The sequence below is a fragment of the Collinsella sp. OM08-14AT genome (genome assembly GCF_003438115.1).
In the GTDB taxonomy this organism is placed as follows: Bacteria; Actinomycetota; Coriobacteriia; order Coriobacteriales; family Coriobacteriaceae; genus Collinsella.
The window spans coordinates 115,595-136,144 of record NZ_QSTE01000002.1; the positions used below are offsets into that span (position 1 = coordinate 115,595).

General features: G+C 61.8%; 17 protein-coding genes. 3 read left to right on the plus strand and 14 right to left on the minus strand.

Going from position 1 to position 20,550, the window contains the following annotated elements; genetic code table 11:
- Nucleotides 1–22 precede the first annotated feature (22 nt).
- Both DXC18_RS01985 and DXC18_RS01990 read right to left on the minus strand, forming a co-directional pair.
- The gene (locus tag DXC18_RS01985; RefSeq protein ID WP_117716175.1) at nucleotides 23–1,396 is read right to left on the minus strand and encodes a hemolysin family protein; all 1,374 of its coding nucleotides are present in this window, start codon (nucleotides 1,394–1,396) and stop codon (nucleotides 23–25) included.
- 110 nt (nucleotides 1,397–1,506) lie between these two features.
- Nucleotides 1,507–2,190: a hemolysin III family protein gene (locus tag DXC18_RS01990; RefSeq protein ID WP_197032173.1), complete on the minus strand. Its 684-nt coding sequence runs from the start codon at nucleotides 2,188–2,190 to the stop codon at nucleotides 1,507–1,509.
- A gap of 186 nt (nucleotides 2,191–2,376) precedes the next feature.
- Between DXC18_RS01990 and DXC18_RS01995 the strand changes: the two genes are divergently transcribed.
- The gene (locus DXC18_RS01995) at nucleotides 2,377–3,342 is read left to right on the plus strand and encodes an alpha/beta hydrolase (protein WP_117630021.1); all 966 of its coding nucleotides are present in this window, start codon (nucleotides 2,377–2,379) and stop codon (nucleotides 3,340–3,342) included.
- Between the two features lie 131 nt (nucleotides 3,343–3,473).
- On the opposite strand, the gene DXC18_RS02000 is transcribed toward DXC18_RS01995, so the two are convergent.
- The 6 genes from DXC18_RS02000 to DXC18_RS02025 all read right to left on the minus strand — a co-directional run bounded on the left by DXC18_RS02000 (nucleotide 3,474) and on the right by DXC18_RS02025 (nucleotide 11,886).
- Nucleotides 3,474–4,679 (minus strand): DUF362 domain-containing protein, encoded by a 1,206-nt coding sequence (locus DXC18_RS02000; RefSeq protein WP_117716176.1) that lies wholly within the window; start codon nucleotides 4,677–4,679, stop codon nucleotides 3,474–3,476.
- 201 nt (nucleotides 4,680–4,880) lie between these two features.
- Nucleotides 4,881–7,547, minus strand: a complete 2,667-nt coding sequence (locus DXC18_RS02005) for an ABC transporter permease (RefSeq protein ID WP_117716177.1) — start codon at nucleotides 7,545–7,547, stop codon at nucleotides 4,881–4,883.
- Nucleotides 7,548–7,555: 8 nt separating this feature from the next.
- Nucleotides 7,556–8,269, minus strand: coding sequence for an ABC transporter ATP-binding protein (locus DXC18_RS02010; RefSeq protein ID WP_117583673.1), 714 nt, complete (start codon nucleotides 8,267–8,269; stop codon nucleotides 7,556–7,558).
- 289 nt (nucleotides 8,270–8,558) lie between these two features.
- Complete coding sequence (locus DXC18_RS02015) at nucleotides 8,559–9,764, minus strand: ABC transporter permease (RefSeq protein ID WP_117564067.1); 1,206 nt, start codon at nucleotides 9,762–9,764, stop codon at nucleotides 8,559–8,561.
- The gene (locus DXC18_RS02020) at nucleotides 9,751–10,938 is read right to left on the minus strand and encodes an ABC transporter permease (protein WP_117716178.1); all 1,188 of its coding nucleotides are present in this window, start codon (nucleotides 10,936–10,938) and stop codon (nucleotides 9,751–9,753) included. Before DXC18_RS02020 ends, DXC18_RS02015 begins: the two co-directional genes overlap by 14 nt.
- Before the next feature lie 9 nt (nucleotides 10,939–10,947).
- The gene (locus DXC18_RS02025) at nucleotides 10,948–11,886 is read right to left on the minus strand and encodes an ABC transporter ATP-binding protein (protein WP_117630027.1); all 939 of its coding nucleotides are present in this window, start codon (nucleotides 11,884–11,886) and stop codon (nucleotides 10,948–10,950) included.
- A 211-nt stretch (nucleotides 11,887–12,097) separates the two neighbouring features.
- On the opposite strand from DXC18_RS02025, the gene DXC18_RS02030 reads away from it, so the two are divergent.
- Together DXC18_RS02030 and DXC18_RS02035 are read left to right on the plus strand one after the other, a co-directional pair.
- On the plus strand, nucleotides 12,098–13,243 hold the full coding sequence (locus DXC18_RS02030) for a sensor histidine kinase (RefSeq protein ID WP_158551696.1): 1,146 nt from the start codon (nucleotides 12,098–12,100) through the stop codon (nucleotides 13,241–13,243).
- Nucleotides 13,240–13,884 carry a response regulator transcription factor gene (locus DXC18_RS02035; protein ID WP_117630029.1) on the plus strand — a complete coding sequence of 215 codons (645 nt, stop codon included), beginning with the start codon at nucleotides 13,240–13,242 and terminating at the stop codon, nucleotides 13,882–13,884. The genes DXC18_RS02030 and DXC18_RS02035 overlap by 4 nt, the downstream gene beginning before the upstream one ends.
- 285 nt (nucleotides 13,885–14,169) lie before the next feature.
- Here the strand turns inward: DXC18_RS02035 and DXC18_RS02040 are convergent, their stop codons facing one another.
- From DXC18_RS02040 to DXC18_RS02065, 6 genes are all read right to left on the minus strand, one after another.
- Complete coding sequence (locus DXC18_RS02040; protein WP_117630030.1) at nucleotides 14,170–14,511, minus strand: 4Fe-4S dicluster domain-containing protein; 342 nt, start codon at nucleotides 14,509–14,511, stop codon at nucleotides 14,170–14,172.
- 7 nt (nucleotides 14,512–14,518) lie between these two features.
- Nucleotides 14,519–15,607: a nickel-dependent hydrogenase large subunit gene (locus DXC18_RS02045; RefSeq protein ID WP_117630031.1), complete on the minus strand. Its 1,089-nt coding sequence runs from the start codon at nucleotides 15,605–15,607 to the stop codon at nucleotides 14,519–14,521.
- Between the two features lie 5 nt (nucleotides 15,608–15,612).
- On the minus strand, nucleotides 15,613–16,332 hold the full coding sequence (locus DXC18_RS10395) for an NADH-quinone oxidoreductase subunit C (RefSeq protein ID WP_158551697.1): 720 nt from the start codon (nucleotides 16,330–16,332) through the stop codon (nucleotides 15,613–15,615).
- The gene (locus tag DXC18_RS02055; protein ID WP_117630032.1) at nucleotides 16,332–16,949 is read right to left on the minus strand and encodes an NADH-quinone oxidoreductase subunit B family protein; all 618 of its coding nucleotides are present in this window, start codon (nucleotides 16,947–16,949) and stop codon (nucleotides 16,332–16,334) included. The genes DXC18_RS10395 and DXC18_RS02055 overlap by 1 nt, the downstream gene beginning before the upstream one ends.
- Before the next feature lie 12 nt (nucleotides 16,950–16,961).
- On the minus strand, nucleotides 16,962–19,844 hold the full coding sequence (locus tag DXC18_RS02060) for a proton-conducting transporter membrane subunit (RefSeq protein WP_117630033.1): 2,883 nt from the start codon (nucleotides 19,842–19,844) through the stop codon (nucleotides 16,962–16,964).
- Nucleotides 19,845–20,024: 180 nt separating this feature from the next.
- Complete coding sequence (locus DXC18_RS02065; protein WP_117716179.1) at nucleotides 20,025–20,405, minus strand: helix-turn-helix domain-containing protein; 381 nt, start codon at nucleotides 20,403–20,405, stop codon at nucleotides 20,025–20,027.
- Nucleotides 20,406–20,550 lie beyond the last annotated feature (145 nt).

Consider the following 20,550-nt stretch of genomic DNA (forward strand, 5'->3'; position numbering starts at 1 on the left):
CTCTCCCCTACTCTTCCTTGTCCTACTCGTCGCCATCGTGCGGATCCACAGAGCCCGCACCCGACGCCGCCGGCTTCTCTGCCGAAGACTCGGAATCCTTCTTATCGGTTTCGGCCGGAGCGATCACGCGAATGAGCGAGATGCGCTGGCCACGCATCGACTGCACTTTAAACTTGTACCCCGCGACCTCAAACACCTCTCCGATGTCGGGCACCGAGTCGCAAAGCTCCAAAATCCAGCCGGCGATGGTCTCATAATCATCGCTTTCCTCGAGCGGCCAACCAAGCTCAATCGCGTCATCGCACGAAAAACGCCCATCGACGAGCCACTCGCGGCGCGAAAGGCGCGTGAGGTACTTGTTGTCGGGGTCGAACTCGTCCTCGATCTCGCCCACGATCTCCTCGACGATGTCCTCGATGGTGATGATGCCGGCCGTGCCGCCGTACTCATCCACGACGACCACGATCTGGTCGTGCGAGGTCTGCATCTCGGACAGCAGCGGCAGGATGTCCTTGGTGTCGGGCACAAAGGTGGCGTCGCGCAAAAAGCCGGCGATGGGCTGGTCGCCCTTGCCATCGAGCGCGGGCTGGATCAGGTCCTTGATGTGCGCGATGCCCGCGACGTTGTCGGGGTCCTCGTGATAGACGGGGATGCGGCTGAAGCCGGTCTGGCGCATGGTGGACAACACGTCGGCGACCGTCTCGTCGTCCTCGCACATGGTGGTGTCCACGCGCGGCACCATGACCTCGCGGGCAACGGTGTCGCCCAGGTCGAAGATCTCGTGGATCATGCGCTTTTCCTCGTCGAGCAGGTCGTCCTGCTCCGAGACCATGTACTTGATCTCTTCCTCCGAGACGTTCTGACGGTCGTCGGCACTCTTGATACGCAAGATGCGGGCCAGGCCATCGGAGCAAGCGCCAGTCAGCCACACGAGCGGACGGGCGATCTTTTGGAATACGGAGAGCGGTCCCACGACCTGCTTGGATACGCCCTCGGCGTTAGCAAGGCCGATGCGCTTGGGCACGAGCTCGCCGATCACGATGGACACAAAGGCGACGGCGACGGTGATGATGACCGGCGCCAGGCCGCGCGCGATGGCGGAGAGCGGCGCGATGCCAAAGCTCATGAGCCACGTGGCGAGCGGGTCGGACAGGCTCGTCGAGGCAACGGCGGACGAGGCGAAGCCCACGAGCGTGATGGCGACCTGGATGGTGGCGAGCAGCTGGTCGGAGTCGGCAGCCAACTTAATGGCACGCTCGGCGCGCTTGTCGCCTTCCTCGGCCTCATGCTCCAGCACGGCGCGCTTGGCCGTGGTGAGCGCCATCTCGGACATAGAGAAGTAGCCGTTGATGAGGGTCAAAACGAGGGTAGTGATAAGGGAGATGGTTATGTCCATCGGGAGTTTCTCGAACCTCCAAGATTCGGGACGTCAGGTCAAAACGTTGATGACGGATACGGCAATTGCACCGGCGCCCAAACGAGGACGCGGGCGCGCAGGCGTGGTCGCTAAATTACGAAGAGAATCACCGCCATGAACTGGAAGATGCTGCCGGCGAGCACCCACAGGTGAAACACACTATGCAGATAGCGCACGTTTTTGGCGATGTAGAACGGCACGCCCACGGTATAGCACACGCCGCCGACAGCGAGCAGGGCAAGTGCCACGGGGTTGAGCAGCGACACGAGCTCGGGCAGCTTAAAGACAACGAGCCAGCCCATCAGCAGGTAGACCAGGCCGCTTACCCAGTGCGGCTGGCGCTCGCGCATAAAGCACTCGAGGGCGATGCCGATAATGGCGATGGCCCATACGGCGAAGAACAGCGCAGCGCCGCCGTCGTTTGCGAGCGTGATGAGGCAAAACGGCGTATAGCTGCCGGCTATGAGCAGGTAGATGCAGCTGTGGTCGATGATGCGAAACACGCGCTTGGCGCGCGCGGGTTGAATCGCATGGTAGAGCGTGGAGGCTAGGTATTCGAGGATGATGCTGACGCCATAGACAATTGCCGCGGCCATGTGGGCCGGGCCACCGCCGCGCAGTGCAGCGAATACGATCAGGAGCACCAGACCCGCAATACCCAGCAAGCAGCCGACACCATGGGTGACGGAGTTCATAATCTCCTCGCCCACCGTGTAGTGCGGAACGGCCGCGGCCTTGGGTCGCGGCTTGGAACTGTCGCTCGAATCGGACATGCCGGTTACATCCTCCAACGTAAAGAGTTCTCAACACTATATCAAAGCGTCTGGGTGCGTGCGAAATTTGCACCATACGTGACCCTTTGTTTACCCATTCTTTGCCTGTTGACGCATCAACGGTGAACGTCCATAATGCGCTTGCATTAAATGTTGATGTATTAACATCTTATAGGAAAGCTTCTTATGTCTCAAAACGCACGTTCCCATCGAAAGCTCAAGATAGCCGGCGTCGTTGCGCTGGTGGTTGTCATTGCGCTGCTCGGATTTGCCGGCAACTTTCTGTTTGACTTCGCGCTGAATCCCCGCGCGCCATACACCATGAAGATGATGCAGGACGGCAAGGACGGCAAAGAAAGTGAGCAGCCGGATGCCGAGGGAACCGAGGCGCGGGCGTGGTTTAAAGAGAATCGCGAGAGCAGCAGCCTCACCGCAGATGACGGGACCGAGCTTGCCGCCTGGTATTTTGCTGCGTCGGAGAGCACGCACGACTACGCCGTCTGCCTGCATGGATATACCAACGAGCCCATCGGTATGGCCCGATACGTCAAGCGATTCCACGACCGCGGCATGAACGTACTCGCACCCGCCGCCCGCGCCCACGAGCGTTCCGGCGGTGACTACATCGGCATGGGCTGGCCCGAGCGACTCGATGTCGTCGCGTGGATCGGGCGGATTGTTGCGGCCGATCCCAAGGCGCGCATCCTGGTCTTTGGCGAGTCGATGGGCGCGGCGACTGCCATGAACGTAGCGGGGGAATCTCTGCCCGCAAATGTGAAATGCATTATCGAGGACTGCGGCTATACAAGCGTTTGGGACGAGTTTTCCCTGCAGCTCAAGGATGTATTTGGCCTGCCCAGTTTTCCCTTGCTCGATGTAGCAAACTTGGTGTGCAACGTGCGCGCGGGCTACGACTTTCATAAGGCGAGCAGTGTGGAGCAACTCAAACACGCGACGGTTCCCATGTTGTTCATCCACGGCGACCAGGACACCTTTGTGCCGTACGACATGCTCGACCAAAACTACGACGTGTGCGCCAGCAAGGTCAAGCAAAAGCTCACCATCCATGGCGCCACCCACGCCAAGAGCGCGCAAGTTGACCCCGAGCTCTACTGGAATACGGTCGACGAGTTCCTCGACAAGAATTTTTAAGCAAATAGTACGGTTTACTGGTCTATCTGGCCCCTAGCACTTCCAAAAAGCCGCCCGTGGGCGCTGTGCTCACGGGCGGTTTTTACTAACGTTGCGCTACAAAAGCGCTTGATATGTCCAATAGCTAGGCGCTATTTGACCTCGATGAGCTCGTACTCGCTCGTGCCCAGGCCGATCTTCTCGGCATGCGCGATGCACGCGCGCCAGTCGGTGTCGGGATGCGTGATGCAGAAGGGATCCTTGGCCTGCTCGCCCTCCAGATGCTCGTGATTATGCTCCATCTTGGCCGCGCTGTCGGTAAGCTCGGTGTTAGGCAGCGGCTCGGACGCCAGGACGGCGTCGGCGCAGGCCTGGTCGATGGCGACCGGGTCGAAGCTCGCGAACATGCCGATGTCGTTGACGATGGGCGTGTCATTCTCGGGATGGCAGTCGCAGTTGGGGCTGATGTCCATGGCGAGCGAGATGTGGAAGCTCGGGCGGCCGTCGACGATGGCCTTGGTGTACTCAGCGATCTTGTAGTTGAGTACGTCGGCCGCGGCATCATAGTCGGGCTTGATGCAGTCCTGGTTGCACGCCGCAATGCAGCGTCCGCAGCCCACGCAGCGATCGTGGTCGATGGCAGCCACATGAACCGTGCGAGCGCTGCCGTTGGCAAGCTCGCGCTCACGCGTACCGTCAAACGTGATGGCGCTGTGCGCGCATATCTTCTCGCAGGCACGGCAGCCAACGCAGTTGGTGGTATCGACGCTCGGCTTGCCAGCGGCGTGCTGCTCCATCTTGCCGGCACGGCTACCGCCGCCCATACCCAGGTTCTTCATGGCGCCGCCAAAGCCGGCCTGCTCATGTCCCTTAAAGTGGGTGAGGCTAATCACGATGTCGGCGTCCATGAGTGCCTGGCCGATCTTTGCCTCGCGCACGTACTCGCCGCCCTCGACCGGAACGAGCGCCTCGTCGGTGCCCTTGAGGCCGTCGGCGATGATGATCTGGCAACCCGTGGCATACGGGGTAAAGCCGTTCTGGTAGGCGGTGTCGATGTGCTCGAGCGCGTTTTTGCGGCTGCCCACATAGAGCGTGTTGCAGTCGGTGAGGAAGGGTTTGCCGCCCAGCTCCTTCACGACGTCTGCGACGGCGCGGGCGTAGTTTGGGCGCAGAAAGCTCAGGTTACCCAGCTCGCCAAAGTGAATCTTGATAGCGACGAACTTGTTCTCGAAGTCGATCTGCTCAATGCCGGCGCGGCGAATGAGGCGTTTGAGTTTGTCGAGCTGGCTCTCGCGAGCATGCGTGCGCAGGTTGGTGAAGTACACCTTTGCCGGTGCTGCGGGTGCGGTTGCGGTCATAGATCTATCCCCTCGGTCTATATGGCGTTACAGACATAGAGGATGGTACCCGTTGAAGTGGGGTTGAAGTCAAGCGCAACGCCGAGTCGCTAGGCACTCATTGGGGACAGACTTAAATGAGTGCTTGCCGCCCGGCCAGCGAGCCGGCGATCCGGCAAAGACTGTCCCCAACGACTAGTCGTTTAAGAACGTCCCCAATGACTACTCCTGCACCTTGAGGGCTTCGGCCAGGCTGACGCGCTTGATAGAGCGCGTGTGCAGCAGCGCCACGACCAGGTAGGTCGCAAAGCCGATGCCGATGCATGCAGCCATGGACCAAGCGGGCACGTAGATCTCGATATTGCCGTTGTAGGCGAGCAGCATCGAGCGGAAGATGGCCGTGAGCGAGCCAATAATGACCGGCAGGCTCAGCACGAGCGACGCCGCCACGCACAGCGTGATCGAGCGGATGTACAGATGCGAGATCTCGCTATCGCGATAGCCAAAGACTTTCATGTAGCTGATCGAACGGGCGCTGTGGTCGATCACCGCCTTGGTCAGCAGGTACATAAACAGCAGGAAGATAAACACCGCGAGCCCGACCATCATGCCGATCATTTTGCTCATCATGCCGATGAACTGGTCACCCACGGCGCGCATGTCGTCGGGCGTGGTGTCACCGGCAAAGTAACGAGCATCGAGGTCGAGCTTCTCGTCGCTCACATAGCCGTTAAAGTAGGCGGCGTCGTTGCCGAACAGCTCGTTAAAGTCATCGATGCTCATATAGATATTCATGTCCGACTTTGAACCCCAGATGCAGTCCTTGCCCGCGTACTCAAGGGAATAATGCTCGCCCTCGTACTTGTCGCTGAGCGTGACCTTCTGACCCTCGCTCCAGCCAAACTTATCGAGCAGACCGCCGCCAAAGACGACGCGCCCATCGCCGACGTCGAGGTCTTTCCAATAACGCGAATCGGATGAAATGCCGTAGACGGAAATCGTCTCCTCGCCATTACCATCGCCACGGTCGTATTGCAGCTGGTAAACGGCGTATTTCTCGGCCTGCGCGATTGCGCCCGCGCCGTTGTCGGTCGTATTGACCGGGTGGATATCGTCGTTGTCAGTGTCGATCTTAGAGGCCTTGTCGATCAGGTCGATAGCCTCATCGCGGTCGCAGCCGAGGGCATCGGCAAGATCGTCGAGGCGTGCGTAGAGCGCATCCTTCTTGTCCTTGACCTTAGCAAGCGCATCCTGCGCTGCAGTCAGGCTCTCGGCAGACGGAGATGCGGTCGCGGCATCGGCTGCCGTCTGCGCGGCATCGGCCGCGTCGTCAAGCTCGTCATCGGCATCCTGAGCGGCAGAAAGCAGCGCGCCGTCAACCGACTGCAAGCGCTCGAGTGCCGACCATTGCTCGCGCTCCTCGGCAGTGCCCTCGAGCTCTAGCGGAGCCTTGAGTGTGTACTGGTGCTCGGCGACCAGGCTCGTCTCCAGGTTGTCCGCATAGTGCGTCATCGTGGGCAGAATCGCCAGGCCAAAGAGCAGTAGCAGCGACGCAAACGCAATGCCCACGAAGAGCGTGGCGAAGTTGCCCAGGTTGCGCAGGAAAACGCGCAGACGGAAGCGGGAGACAAAGCCCATGCGTTCCGGCAGCTGCAGACCGCGCTTGGTACCCGACTTACCGCTCGCCTCGTGACGAAGGAACTGCAACGGCGTCTTGCCCATCTTGCGGAGCAGGCCCACCAGCGTAATGAGGATGAGCGCGGCGGCGGGAACCACGGCGCACTTCACGAAGATCTCCCAGCTCCAGTACACCTGGAAGGGAGGCAGGCTATACGAACCGTAATAGAGGCCGCGCATGGGCTCGGTAAAGAACGCAACGCCGAGCGCGGTACCCAAAAGCGCCGCGAGCACGCCCACGATGGCGGGAAGCGCGAGGTAGTGCAGCACAATCTCGCGGCGGCGATAGCCGCTGGCGAGCAGCGTGCCGATGATGGCGCTCTCCTCCTCGATGGTGGCGTCGGTGAGCACCACAAAGACAAATGCCATGATCACGATGATGATGTCGAGCAACGTCATCCACATCATGGAGTCGCCGTCTACGTCGTCGCGCGCGTAGCCAATACCCTGGTTGGAATCGGCGTCGATCAGATCGTCCACGCGCGCATCGGCATCGGTCAGCGCCTCGACCATATCCTGCTCCGCATCGATGCGATTCGCGGTGGGGAGGTCGCGGTCGTTAAAGGTAAAGGAGTACGTGTAGGCAGGCGCGCCGCCGGCATCCTCGAGCGCGGCAAAGCCGGCGTCGGTGACCTCGGCCACACCATAGGTGATGGTGTTCACCGTAAAGTCCGAATTGTTGAGGAACAGCGCCTGGCTATCGGGCTGGGTCATGATGCCGCAGATGGTGTAGGTGCGGCCCTCAAGCTCAACCTTATCGCCCACGACAAGGTCGTTGTTGGTGGCAAAAACGCGGTCGATAGCCACCTCATCGTCCGTCTTGGGCTGCTTGCCTTCGCAGTAGGACGCGATATCGACCTTGGTGCGGTGCGCATAGGTGCGCAACGTGCGCTTGGTGCCGTCGTCGCCGGCGGTCTTTTTGATGATGGCGTCGATGGAGAAATTCTTGTAGAGCGTGACGCCGCCGACGTCGTCGGCTGCATCCTCGGCTGCCTTGAGCTGGTCGTCGGTAGCCTCGAAGGAGGTAGTCACGCGGCCGTCCTCAATCGTGTACGCATCGCGCATGTCGTCGATAAGGCAACCGATGGAATGCGCCGCGAGCAAAAAGCCCGAGGTGAGAGCGATGCTCCCGCACATAAGCAAAAAGATGCCCAGGTACTTGCCGATATTGCGGCGCAGCTCGCGCGGGAGTCGCTTTGCGAGAGGTGTCATGGCATCGCCTACCAATCGAGCTCGGCGGCCGCAACGGGCGACTCGTTGAGCTCATCCTCGACGATGCGGCCGTCGCGCAGGCGCAGCACGCGGTTGGCCATGCGGGCGATGGCGGCGTTGTGGGTGACGATGATGATGGTGCAGCCGTAGGTGCGGTTAACATCCTCCATGAGCTGCAAGATTTCCTTGGATGTCTTGTAGTCGAGCGCGCCGGTGGGCTCGTCGCACAGCAGCAAGCCCGGGTTTTTGACGAGTGCGCGGCCGATGGCGCAACGCTGCTGTTGGCCGCCCGAGACCTGGCGCGGGAACTTGTTGCGGTGCTCGTAGAGGCCCAGCGAACGCAGCAGGTCGTCGACATTGAGCGGGTTTTTGGACAGGTGCGCCGTGACCTCGATGTTTTCCTTGATGGTAAGGTCGGGCACCAGGTTGTAGAACTGGAAGACAAAACCCAGCTCGCGACGTCGGTACTCGCCCAGATCGGCGGGCTTGAGCACCGTAAGGTCGCAGCCGTCCACCATGATGGAACCACCGTCGGCATCCTCCAGGCCGCCGATCAGGTTGAGAAAGGTCGACTTGCCCGAGCCCGAGGGCCCCAGCATGACGCAGATCTCGCCGCGGTTGATGGACGTGTCGATGCCATCGAGTACCGTCAGGCGCGCATCACCGTCGCCGTAGTGTTTCCTGAGCCCGCTGACCTGGACATAGGCTTGCTTTGTCGCCATGCTATCCCCCGTTGTTAGCCTTCAGCTACTTTTCTAGGCTAATAGTAAACCCAGGTGAACTATTTTTAAGCGACAGGCGCGATTTTTTCCAACCTACTCATTGGGGACAGACTTAAATGAGTGAAATCGCTCATTTAAGTCTGTCCCCAATGAGTGCCGGCAGGAAAGGAACGTCCCCAAGTGCCGACATATTGGGACAGTCCTTGCCAGCCCGGCCGGCGAGCCGGCGAATCGGCAAAGACTGTCCCCAGCGACCAGTCGTTTAAGAACGTCCCCAATGACTAGGTGGCTAGGCGTGGGATTTGTTGTGCGCGAGGGCTAGGCCTACGGCGGCGATGGCCGCGGCAAAGAGCACCGTGACGCCCAGATCGCAGGCGATGTCGCCCAGCACGGTGGACGTCAGGTCCGCGGCGAGCGCCTTGCCGATCGCGTCGTTCACCCAATACGTCGGCACAAAGTGCGCCACCGTCTGCACGGCCGAGCCCATGAGCGACAGCGGCATCCAGGCGCCGCCCAAAAACGTCATGAGCATGCCGAGCAGGTTGCCCACACCGTTGAGCAGCTCCTCGCGCGCGCCCAGGCTCGACAGCGTAAAGCCAACGGCCAGCGGCGTGCACGCCAGGGCAAACGTTGCCGCCAGCGCCAGGCACACGCGACCCACGCCGACCTCGGCAACCGCGCTGGCAAAGCCCACGACGCCCATCATGCTCGACACGAGCCAGATGCAGACGGTGAGCACGGCGGCGGCCGCGAACACAGCGAGCGAACGCTGGCGCTCGGGGATTGGGCCGGCATCCATACGACGCACGCGCTCGGGCTCATTCATGCCCGAGAACACCAATCCCACCGACACGATGACCGACGAGATGATCGCGTACGCGCCAAAATTGAAGTACGATTCGAGCGTGGCGGCGGCAGTCGAGTCGACCTTGACCTGTTCGATCTGGACCTCCGCGCGCTTTGCAGCGGCATGCTCGGCAGCTTTGGCGACATCGCTGTCGGAAGCAGCTGGCTCAAGTGCCGCCGCAGCACCCGCAAGCGAGATCCAGCGCGAGGCCTCGGCAGACGAAAGCGCTGCCGCCATGGTGCCGGAGCCGTACGTCACGTCGAGTTTGGGCAGGGCCTCCCCCGCGCGGGCGGCTGCAACAAGATCGTCCTCAAACCCCTCCGGGATAAAGAACACGCAATCGGCGCTGCCCTTGGCGCTGTTGCTCTTGGCGAGCGCATCCGCAAGGTCGTACGTGTCGTCGCCGACGCCCGTGACCAGGTCAAAGCGTGAGCCCAGGTGCTTGGTAAGTGCCCGCGAAAGGTCGCTATTGTCGCGGTCGACCACGATCACGTTGGTGTCGTAGGGCTTGTACTCGGTAAGCTGCGACGAGTTCCAGCTCACCGAAGCCGCGATGAATACGCCCATGAGCGAGATGAACACCGTATAGATGAGCAGGTAAAACGGGTGCGCCAGCGCCATGCGAAGCGCGGTCTTAAAGGTGCTCATAGCGGCTCCTTCCAAAGATCAGCGTAGCGGCGGCGACAAACACCAGGGCCATCAGGACGAGCGCGCCGGCGCGAACAGCGAAGGGCCCCAGGTCCTCAAAGAAATACAGGCGATTGAACATGTCGCAGATGAGCTTGACGGGGTTGAGCCAGCACTCGACCGGACAAGCGCGGGCGACGTCGTCGGCAAGCGCCATCGCCGGCTCGCCGTAGAGGCCGGCGAACAGGGCGCACGTGGTGGCAAAGCCCGTGAGGATGCCCGACTTGGATGCCTTGCCGCCCTTAACGGGAAGCGTGCCCACAAAAAGCCCCAGGCCCGTGGCGGCAAGCGCGGATGCAGCCCCGCCCAGCAGGCACAACCCCTCGCGCCCGCCAAAGTCGACGCCCACGACCAGGCGCACGTAGCCGATCGCAACCGCCATCGATGCAAAGGAAACCAGCCACGAGCCGACAAAAATGCCGGCCAGCGACGCCGTCTTGGAGACGCCGCCCACGCAGCGGCGCGCGCCAAGGCCGGACAGATTGGGCTGCAGATCGACGACGGCCAGGGCCGCAAACTCGGAAGACATCATCGCGACCAGGCCAAAGAGCGCGTAATAGTAGATGGTCGTACCGTCGGGCGTGGTGCGCGTAAGGCTCACGCGGCGAGTGCCGCCCTTAAGCGACAGGGCGCGCGCAACCGCCTCCGGGTCGGCGAGCGCCGCCGGGTTGTCCTGGGCAATCTGGCGCATGAGCTCGGCATTTTGCGTATACGAGCTCGCCACCGTCTCCAGGATGCTGCGGTCGGTGAGCACCGTACTGGCGCGCGAGCTATCGTAGCTCGAAAGCAACGTAAGCTTGGGCGCGCCCGCGTCGTCGACCGTGTAGACGCCCGCAACCTCGCCGGACTTGAGCGCATGGTTCGCCTCGGCCGCGTCGTCGCACTCGTGGATCTTAAGCAGCTGGTCGTCGCCCTCCTTGGCAAGCGACGTCGCCACGTCCTTAAAGGTCGAAGCGTCCCAGGCCTCGTCGGCGACAACGGCTACCGGCACCGGATCGACCTTGCCGTCGGAGCTGAGGTTCGCAAACATAAACATGAACATCGTGGAAAGCGCAATGGGAAAGAGCGCGCCCCAGACCCATGTGCTCGGCCGGCGCAGCAGCGTCTTGACCGTGATAATGATGGTGTTGATCATGGCTGCCCCCTAGTCGCGTAGCTCGCGGCCGGTGATCTCGAGGAACACGTCGTTGAGGGTCGGCGGCTCGCTCCACACGCGACCGAGTGCCACGTCGGCGGCGCGCAGCGTGTCAAGGATGTCGACCAGATTATGTGGGCTCGCCTCGCAGGTGCAGATGAGCTCGCCGCCGGACAGCTCAACCGAAAGCACGTGCTCCAGAGCGCGCAGCCGCTCGACCGTGGCGGGCTCGACGGCGCCGACCTCGACGGTCACGCGCTCGCCCATCTGAATCATGCGCTTGAGCTCGTCGTTGGTGCCCTGCGCCAGCACGCGGCCGCCGTCCATGATCATGATGCGGCTGCAGATCTGCTCGACCTCCTCCATGTAATGGCTGGTATACACCACCGTGGCGCCCTCGTCGCGCAGGCGGCAGATGCCCTCCAGAATGGCGTTGCGGCTCTGCGGATCGACTGCCACTGTGGGCTCGTCAAAGAAGATGAGCTCGGGCTTGTGCGCGATGCCGCAGGCAATGTTGAGACGGCGTGCCAAGCCGCCCGAGAGCTTTCCGGGGCGAAACTTGGTAAAGTCGCCCAAGCCGACAAAGTCGATCGCCTCGTCCACCAGCGCGCGGCGGCGCTTGCGGTCGTTGACGTAGAGGCTGCAGAAATAGTCGATGTTTTCGCGCACGGTGAGCTCGTCAAACACCGCCACCTGCTGTGGCACCACGCCGACGCGACGCTTAAGGTCGTAGCGGGTGGGCGTCATGGGCTCGCCGAACAGCTCGATGGTGCCCTTGTCGTAAGCGAGCAGCTGCAGGATGCAGTTGATGGACGTGGTCTTGCCCGAGCCGTTGGGGCCCAGCAGGCCAAAGATCTCGCCAGGGGCAATACTCAGGTTAAAGTGGTCGAGCGCGATAAGATCGTCGTAGCGCTTGACGAGGTTTTCGACGTGGACGATATCTGTCATGAGGCGGCCCTTCTGTTGGTCGTGGCCCGGTACGATTGCATCATCGCAGGAGAGGACGGCGCGCACCAGTGAGCTTTGTCACGAGTGCGAGGGGGCAGAGGCGAAACCCCCGCTCGCGCGAGCGATCGACGCCGCTTTGCCGCGCGGGAGGAATGTCACGGTTGCCCCGGGCGGCGCCTCCCCCGCGCGCAGCATCGCGTACAATACCCGTATGAACAGGCTTTTCGACAAATCGATTGTGCTGGCGTGCTGTATTGCGGCCGCCATGGGTCTTGCCGTGGACGCTCGTCTGGTTGTGGCGTTTTGCCTTGGCGTTATGGCCACCTCGGCGTCGGAAGTCGCACGAGAAGAACACGCCCATCGCGCGAGCGAGGCCGCGAGCTACGCTTACATCATCGCTGCCGTCTTCGTGCCGCCATTTATGCCGTTCGCACCCCTTGCCTTCTATGACATCGCGCGACGCGTGCGCCGTGAACGCATCTGGCCCGCGCTGGCGATTGGCGCCGTGTTTGTCTGCGCGCTTGTCGCGGACCTTCGTGGCGGCGTGCTCACCACCCGAACGCTGTTGCTAACCGCCATCCTTTCGATCGCTGCCACGTTGCTGTCGCTGCGCACCGCGCAGCTGGAGCGCGAACAGGATCGCATGCGTCGCACCCGCGACAAGCTGCAAGAACGCGCCCTGGTACTCGAGGCACGCAACCGCGACCTCGCCGACCGCCAGGACTACGAAGTCGAGCTCGCAACGCTCGCCGAACGCGCCCGCATCGCGCGCGAGATCCACGATAACGTGGGCCACCAGCTCACGCGCGCTTCGCTCCAAACCGAAGCCTTGCGCGTGGTCCACGCCAACGAGCCCGGCGTCGCCGCCGATTTCGCCGATGTCAAACGCACGGTTGACGAGGCGCTCCAGCTCGTGCGCGCCAGCGTCCACGCGCTCAACGACAATGCAACCAACCTCTCCGTGCAGCTCGAGCGCATCGTTGAAGGCGTACGCTCGGACAGCGGCCCACAGATTGAGCTTGAAGTTTTGGCCGAGCATGCGCCCGCCAACGTCGCCAACTGCTTTGCGGCGGTCCTGCGCGAGGCGCTCTCCAACACCATGCGCCACGCTTGCGCCCAGACCGTCACCGCACGATGCATGGAGCATCCGTCGTTTTACCAGCTCATCGTTACCGACGATGGCGTGGGCGGGGTCCAAGCAATCGGCCGTGGCGCCGCGGAGGGCATGGGGCTCGTCTCCATGCGCGAGCGCATCGAGGCGCTTGGCGGCACCTTCACCGCCGGTCCGCGCGCCGGCGCCGGCGGCTGGCGCGTGTTTGCCACCGTTCCCAAACAGCAAGGAGATGAGGACCGATGAGGCTCATAGTTGTCGATGACGACCACTTGGTAGTCGATTCACTCAAGATTATCCTAGGCGCCCAGCCGCAGATCGAGGTGGTGGGTACCGGCGCCAATGGCGACGACGCGGTCGCGCTCTACGCTGAGCACACGCCCGACATCGCGCTGCTCGACATTCAGATGCCGGGGCGCGACGGACTTTCGGCGGCACGCGAGATCCTTGAGCGCGACCCTGCGGCGCGCGTGGTGTTTCTGACGACATTCTCGGATGACGAGTACATTGTGTCGGCGCTTAAACTGGGCGCCCGCGGCTATCTGATCAAAACCGATGTCTCCGCCATTCCACCGGCGTTGGCGCAGGTCATGGACGGTAAACGCGTGCTCGAGGGTAAGGCGATCGAGGATGTCGACTTTGATGGGGCGGACGCTGAAGCCGGTGCGACCCGCCGGCCCGCGGCCTTTGCCGGTCTGACCGACCGCGAGTTCGAAGTCGCCGAGCTCATCGCCCGCGGTCTCGACAACAGGGAGATCGCCGCCACAGCCTACATGGGCGAAGGCACCGTGCGCAACCACATCAGCTCGATCCTGGCCAAAATGGACCTGCGCAACCGTACGCAGATCGCCATCGCCTACCTGCGAGGGCAGTTGCCCGAAGATTGACCGCCCCGGCAGAGTAAAATGGCTGTTACCGATTTAATGCCATTTCAAAACTATGTCGGTTTACTACGATGAATCGCCCACCTTCGATCACGGCAAATTGAGCGCTTGCAAAACCGCAGGTAGAACGCTTGCGATATTTAGAAAAATGCAGTCATGGTCGGGAATGTCGAATTCGTCGTAGTAAACCGGCATAGTTTTGTTCGCAGCGGCACAACCGCGCGCTCACGCGCGGGGCCGGCGGGGCATTTTTGCCCCGCCGGCCCCTATTCCAGTTCTACCCCTGCGCTACTCCGGCTTGGTTTCTACTGTGGGAGTCTTGTCCGCTGCGACTGGGGTGCGGGCGGTGTCCATAGTCAGGCAGTGCTTGGGGCAGCTCTCGATGCACTCACCGCACACCACGCAGGCATACGGGTCGATCGACCACGTTCCACCCTTGCGATCGACTGCGAGCGCGCCCGCCGGACAGCGACGCGCACACATGCCGCAGCAGATGCACGCGTCCATGTCGTTGACGATATGCCCGCGCAAGCGCTCGGGTGCCGCGAGCTTCTCCTGCGGATAGCACACCGTTACCGGCTGCTTGACCATAGAGCCCAAGGCCGTCTTGGCAAATGTCAGCAAACTCATGCCGCGCCTACCTTTCCGTGCAGCTAATGCAGGGGTCGATGGTCAGGATAATCATGGGCACGTTGGCAAGGAGCACGCCCTGCAGCGCATGTGTCAGACCCGCCAGGTTCTGCGACGTCGGCGTGCGCACGCGGAAGCGGTCCAGGTTCTTGGTGCCGTTACCGCGCACATAGTAATACGCCTCGCCGCGCGGCTGCTCAATCACAACCTCGCCGCGTGCGCCGTCGGCCGGCGTAAGCTTGGTGCGCCCGCCGATCCCGTCGTGCGGAATCTTGCCCACAAGCTCCTTAATGATGTCCATGGCCTGCGTGACCTCGGCACAGCGCACCTGGCAGCGGGCATAGCAATCGCCATCGGTGGCGACAACCGGCTCAAACGCAGCCAGGTCCGCATAGGCACCGTCGCTAAACATGCGCACGTCGTAGTCCACGCCCGAGGCGCGCCCAAACGGGCCGACCATCGACAGATCCAGCGCGTCCTTCTTGCTGATCACGCCCACGCCATGCAGGCGCTCGCCACAGCTGACGTCGTCCAAAAACGTATGCACCAGGGCCTCGTAGTCGGGACGCATGGCATCGAGCGTCTGGACAATGCCAGCCAGCTCGGAGTCCTCAATGTCGTGCTTTAGGCCGCCGATCTCGTTAATCGAAAGGATCACGCGGCCACCGCACGTGCTCTCGAAGATCTTGAGAATCTGCTCGCGCAGGGTCCACGACCGATAGAACAGCGCCTCGAAGCCAAAGGCATCGGCGAGCAGGCCCAGCCACAGCAGGTGCGAGTGGATGCGCGAAAGCTCGTGCAAAATAGTGCGGATATACTGCACGCGGCCGGGCACCTCGATGTCGAGCATGCGCTCGCAGGCGCTGGCATAGCCGTAGCTGTGGCCCACGGCGCAAATGCCGCAGATGCGCTCGGCGATGTAGCCAAACTGGTGCATGTCGCGCTTTTCGGTGAGCTTCTCGAGTCCGCGGTGCACAAAGCCGATCTGCGGAATTGCCTCGATGACGCGGTCGTCCTCGATCACCAGGTCCAGATGAAGCGGCTCGGGCAGCACCGGGTGCTGCGGGCCAAACGGAATTACGGAGCGATGAGCCATGGACCTTACGCCTCCTTTTTCTGCTTGTCGCGGGCGGCCTTGGCGGCAAGCGCCGCACGGACCTTGGCCGCTTTCTCGGGATCCATGGCGGCGAGCTTTGCCTCCATCTCGGCGGCCTCGAGCGCGGCCTTCGCAGCGGCATCGTCATGCTGGGCATCGGAGCCGGCAGCAGCAGCGGGCTGAGCAGCGGCAGTGCCCGCAGCATCGCCGGCACCCGCGGCACCCTCCCCCGCAGCAGCCGCAGCCGCGGCGGCCTTCTCGGCCGCGGCCTTGCGCGCCTTGGCCTCGGCGGCCGCGCGGACTTTCATGGCCTTCTCGCGCGCAGCCTTCACCTCGGGCGTGATGACGCTCATGGGTTCGGCAGTCGAGACCTGGTAGAAAAAGCCCTTAAAGTCGATCTGCATGTCGGTGATGGCAAGACCAAACAGGTCGTGGGCCTCATTTTCAAACGGGAACACCGCGGGGTAATACGAGCTGATGGACGGAATCTCCTGGTACTGGTCGATGCCCTCGACCACCAGGTTCTCGATCGCATAGCTGCCGTCCTGCGCAATATGCTCCTGAGCAGCACGGACGTTGATAAACGTATAGACCAAGCGATACGAGCCGTCGTCGACGTTGCGCTCGGCATGCATTTGCACAAAGCGCGCGCCGACGCCCTTGAGCGCCTGGACATGCGACAGGAGCTTGTCGATCCCGACGGTGGTATAGATAGCCTTTTGCATTACTCGGCCTCCTTTGCAGCGGCGGGCGTCTCAGCAGGTGCGTCGCCAGCGGCGGGCGCAGCAGGCTTCCCGGCAGGCGCGTCACCGGCACCGTCAGTCCCGGCCCCCGCAGCCACAAACCCGTCCTCGCCCAGCTCAACGCCACCGTCCCAGGTAGCGGCACCGCCCACGGTGAGCGGATCGCCACCGGCGCGCAACACGGTCTCCTTCTGGTCCAGGATGCCGCACGCCTCCACGATGGCATCGATCACCGTCTCGGGGCGAATGGCGCACCCGGGCGCGTACACGTCCACGGGAATCGCGCGGTCCACGCCGCCGATCACGTTGTAGGCATCGCGGAATACGCCGCCCGAGCATGCGCAGATACCGCAGGCCACCACGCACTTGGGCTCGAGCATCTGGTTGTAAATCTGACGCACGACGGGCAGGTTCTGGGCATTGACCGACCCCGTCACCAAAAAGATATCCGCATGCTTGGGGTTGCCGGTGTTGACCACGCCAAAGCGCTCCGCATCGAACAGCGGCGTGAGCGAGGCCAGCACCTCGATATCGCATCCGTTGCAGCTCGAGCCGTCGTAATGAATAACCCACGGCGAGCGCGACATTTTATGATCCATGGATGCCGCCTCCTAAATAAACACGTCGACGAGGATGGGCATAAGGTTGAGCAGGCCAAACACCAGCGCCACGCCCCAGCCGAGCTTAAAGCAGCTGCGCCAGGTGCTGCGTGCGAAGGTGTTGTCGATCAGCACCTCGACAAAATACGTCGCGGCCATCACGACCAGGGCTACGACCCAGCTCACCGGGTTGTCCCAAACAAAGAACATGCCCACCCACATCAAAAACAGCACGGTCTCACACCAGTGCATAAGGGTCATCTTGGCCAGCGTGCCGCCGCTCATCTCGGTGGCGACGCCCTGGACAATCTCCTGATGCGCGTGATGCGAGTACGAAAGGTCGAACGGCGACTTGCGTAGCTTGATGGTGAGCACCGCAAGCAGCGCCAAGAAAATGGGCGCGCTGTACACGATGATGGGCGCCGACTGTCCGGTCACGGCGATGGAATCAAAGCTATCGGTGGCAAGGTACAGGCCCACGCTCATCAGCAGAACGGCGGGCTCGTAGCTCATGACCTGCAGCAACTCGCGGTCGGCACCGACCTGGGCAAACGGGCTTTGCGTCGAGGCGGACGCCAGCACCACAAAGATCGCGGCGAGCGTAACCATAAAAGCGCACAGCAGCGTGTTGGAGCCCGACACAAAGATGCCGCCGCCCACGACGGTAAAGATGAGCGCGCACGCCATATAGGTATCGTCCATGGTGTTTACGCTGGCAGGGGCCTTGCGCAGCAGCTTGGCAACGTCGTAGAAGGGCTGCAGCAGGCGCGGGCCCACGCGGCCCTGCATGCGAGCCGAAAGTTTGCGGTCGATGCCGTCGATCAAGCCGCCCGCAAGCGGCGCCAGCAAGGCAAACGCCACGGTGCCAATAAAGATGCCCACGACGCCCGAACCTTCGAAATACTTGCCGCGCAGCACCGAGGGCGCGCTCATGGCAAGCCGCTCGGGCCCAATCCATGCGCAACACAGCAGCGCAAACAAGATAATGCTGCAGCATACGACGCTACCCGCGGGGCCAATACGCTTCTCGCCAAGGGCGTCCTCCGAGTACCAATTGCGCTTTTCGGCCTTCACCTCGTGTCCCATCGAGCCGCGGAAATGGCGATATTTGTCGGTTCCCACGCCCGAAAGGTACACGTTGACGTGCGGTTTGTTGCTCACGCGGAATGACGTCAGCAGCACCACGGCGATAAAAGCCACGATAACCACCATCAGATACATGGCGTCCTTGCCAATAACGTACGGCACGCGGCCAAACACCATGGCCAAGTAAGGCGACACCAGACCGCTCGAGATAACCGGAAACGCCACGCAGCACAGAATCAGCAGCGCGGCGATGGTGTTGAGGGCCATCCATTCGGTCTTATGGACATTGACCTCAACGTTTTGAGCCGTGGGGTCGACGCCCGAAAGCTTGGCAAGCCACTTGCCCCAGAAGTAAAACGTCGCGGCCGAGCCAAAGGCAAGCACCATGATCATGAGCACGTTGCCGGTCTGCGCAAACGCCACCAGGGCGCCCCACTTGGACACGAGCATGCCAAACGGCGCCACAAACATGCCCATAATGCCCAGCATCATCAGACGCGTCAGGTGCGGCATGCGGCTGAACATGCCGTCCATGTCCTCGATATTGCGGCTGCCGATATGATGCTCGGCCGTGCCCACGCACAGGAACAGCAGCGACTTGGCCACCGTGTGGAACAAGATCAGGAAGATGGCCGCCCATACGGCCTCGGGCGCGCCGACACCCAAGCAGGCACTGATGAGGCCCAAGTTGGAAATGGTGGAGTACGCGAGCACGCGTTTGGCGTTGCTCTGCGAGATGGCCATGAGTGCAGCGAGCAAAAACGTGATGGCACCCACACTCGTGACCATAAAGCCGGTCACGGGGTAGATGGCATAGAGTGGGCTCAGCTTGACCATCAGGAACACGCCGGCTTTGACCATGGTTGACGAGTGCAGCAGGGCGCTCGTGGGAGTGGGTGCAACCATGGCACCCAACAGCCAAGTGTGGAACGGCATCTGTGCGGCCTTGGTGAGCGCGGCGAGCGACAACAGGATGACCGGCATCACCAGCAGCGCGGACTGCGCGGTTCCGGTGCCGGAAAGCTCGATCATGCCCGAGATGGTCAGCGGCATGCCGTTAACGTGCAGATACATAAGTCCGGCCAAAAACGCGATGCCGCCCAGCATGTTGAGGATGATTTGGGTAAAGGCGTTCTTGATGGCCTCGGGCGTACGCGTGTAGCCAATCATAAGGAACGAACACACGGTGGTGATTTCCCAGCCGCAGAACAGCCACTCAAGGTTGTCGCTCGTCACGATGACGAACATGGCCGAGAGGAACAGGAACATGAGCGCCAGGAACTGCGGGCGACGGTCGGGCGCGGTCTGCCCGCGCAGCGCGGCCTCGTGCTCGTCATGGGCCTGGAAGTCCTTCATGTAGCCCAGGGCATACAAGCAGATTAGACTGCCAACGATGCCGACGGCGAGGACCATGATCACGCTCATGTAGTCCAGGTAGAGTGGCGTTGCCGTGACGGCTTCGGCCGCGGGCAGCGTCATGGCTGCAAAGGCGAGCGAGCCCACCAGCTGGACTATGCCGAGCACCGTGGTGAGCGCGTTCCTATATTTGTACGCGTTGTACAGGATGACAGCGCACAGGATGACGTCGATAACGGAACTGATGATCGAGAGCACATGCGAGGTGCCGGGGGCAACCTCAAAGCTCTGCGGACCCGTGCCAAAAAACATGACGGCGACTACAACTGTCACCGCCATAATAATGCCGGAGCCTATGAGCCCCGCCGCATCGCGGGCGCGGTCACCGCGCGCGAGCAGCATGCCCAGCGCCAGTACCAGCGGAAACAGGGTAAGGAAATACAGTAGCGTCATACCATCACTCCCCCATGCTAAAACGCTGCAATTGTTTAACGTTATAGCTCAATTGAGGAGTAGCGGCGGCGGGTTTTCGGTCAACTGGGGAGTTTTAGGCGTACGGGGTAAGGGCACGCCCGCATTGGAGCAGAGGGGCGGCAAGAAAAATGCGCCCCTGTGGGTGCACCATCCCGTTTGCTATTCCGCCTTTTTAACGCGCGGCTTATCGACCAGTGCGGACTCACCGCTCTCGCGGTACTGACGGCACCAAGCCTTGACCGAAGACTCGCTAGGAATCTTGTGCTTGATCATGGCCTCGCGAACCGTTAAGCCGTTTTCCAAGCGGTCCTTGACCACGGCGAGCTTAACTTCGTACGAATAGGTGTGATGATGCGAACCGGCGTTGAGAACGGCGTCGGCACCGCCCACGGCATATGCGCGGGCCCACTGACGAGCCGTGGCCTGGGGAATGCCGAGCTCCGCGGCGAGGGCGCGATGACCGACCCCCTCTTGGAGGACCTCGACGGCGCGCTGCCTAACCTCGGGCGCATGCGTGCGAGTCCTTGTTGCTTCCGACATACCTGCCACTTCTTAGCCTTAACCGTTAATCTGCTTTCTTACGTGCATGTTAGATAGTAGCATTTTGCTGTTTGCGCGTAACAGTTAATTGAAAATCGCACGGCGGCATCTGGGCATTTGCCATTAATTTGCAACAGTTCTTTAG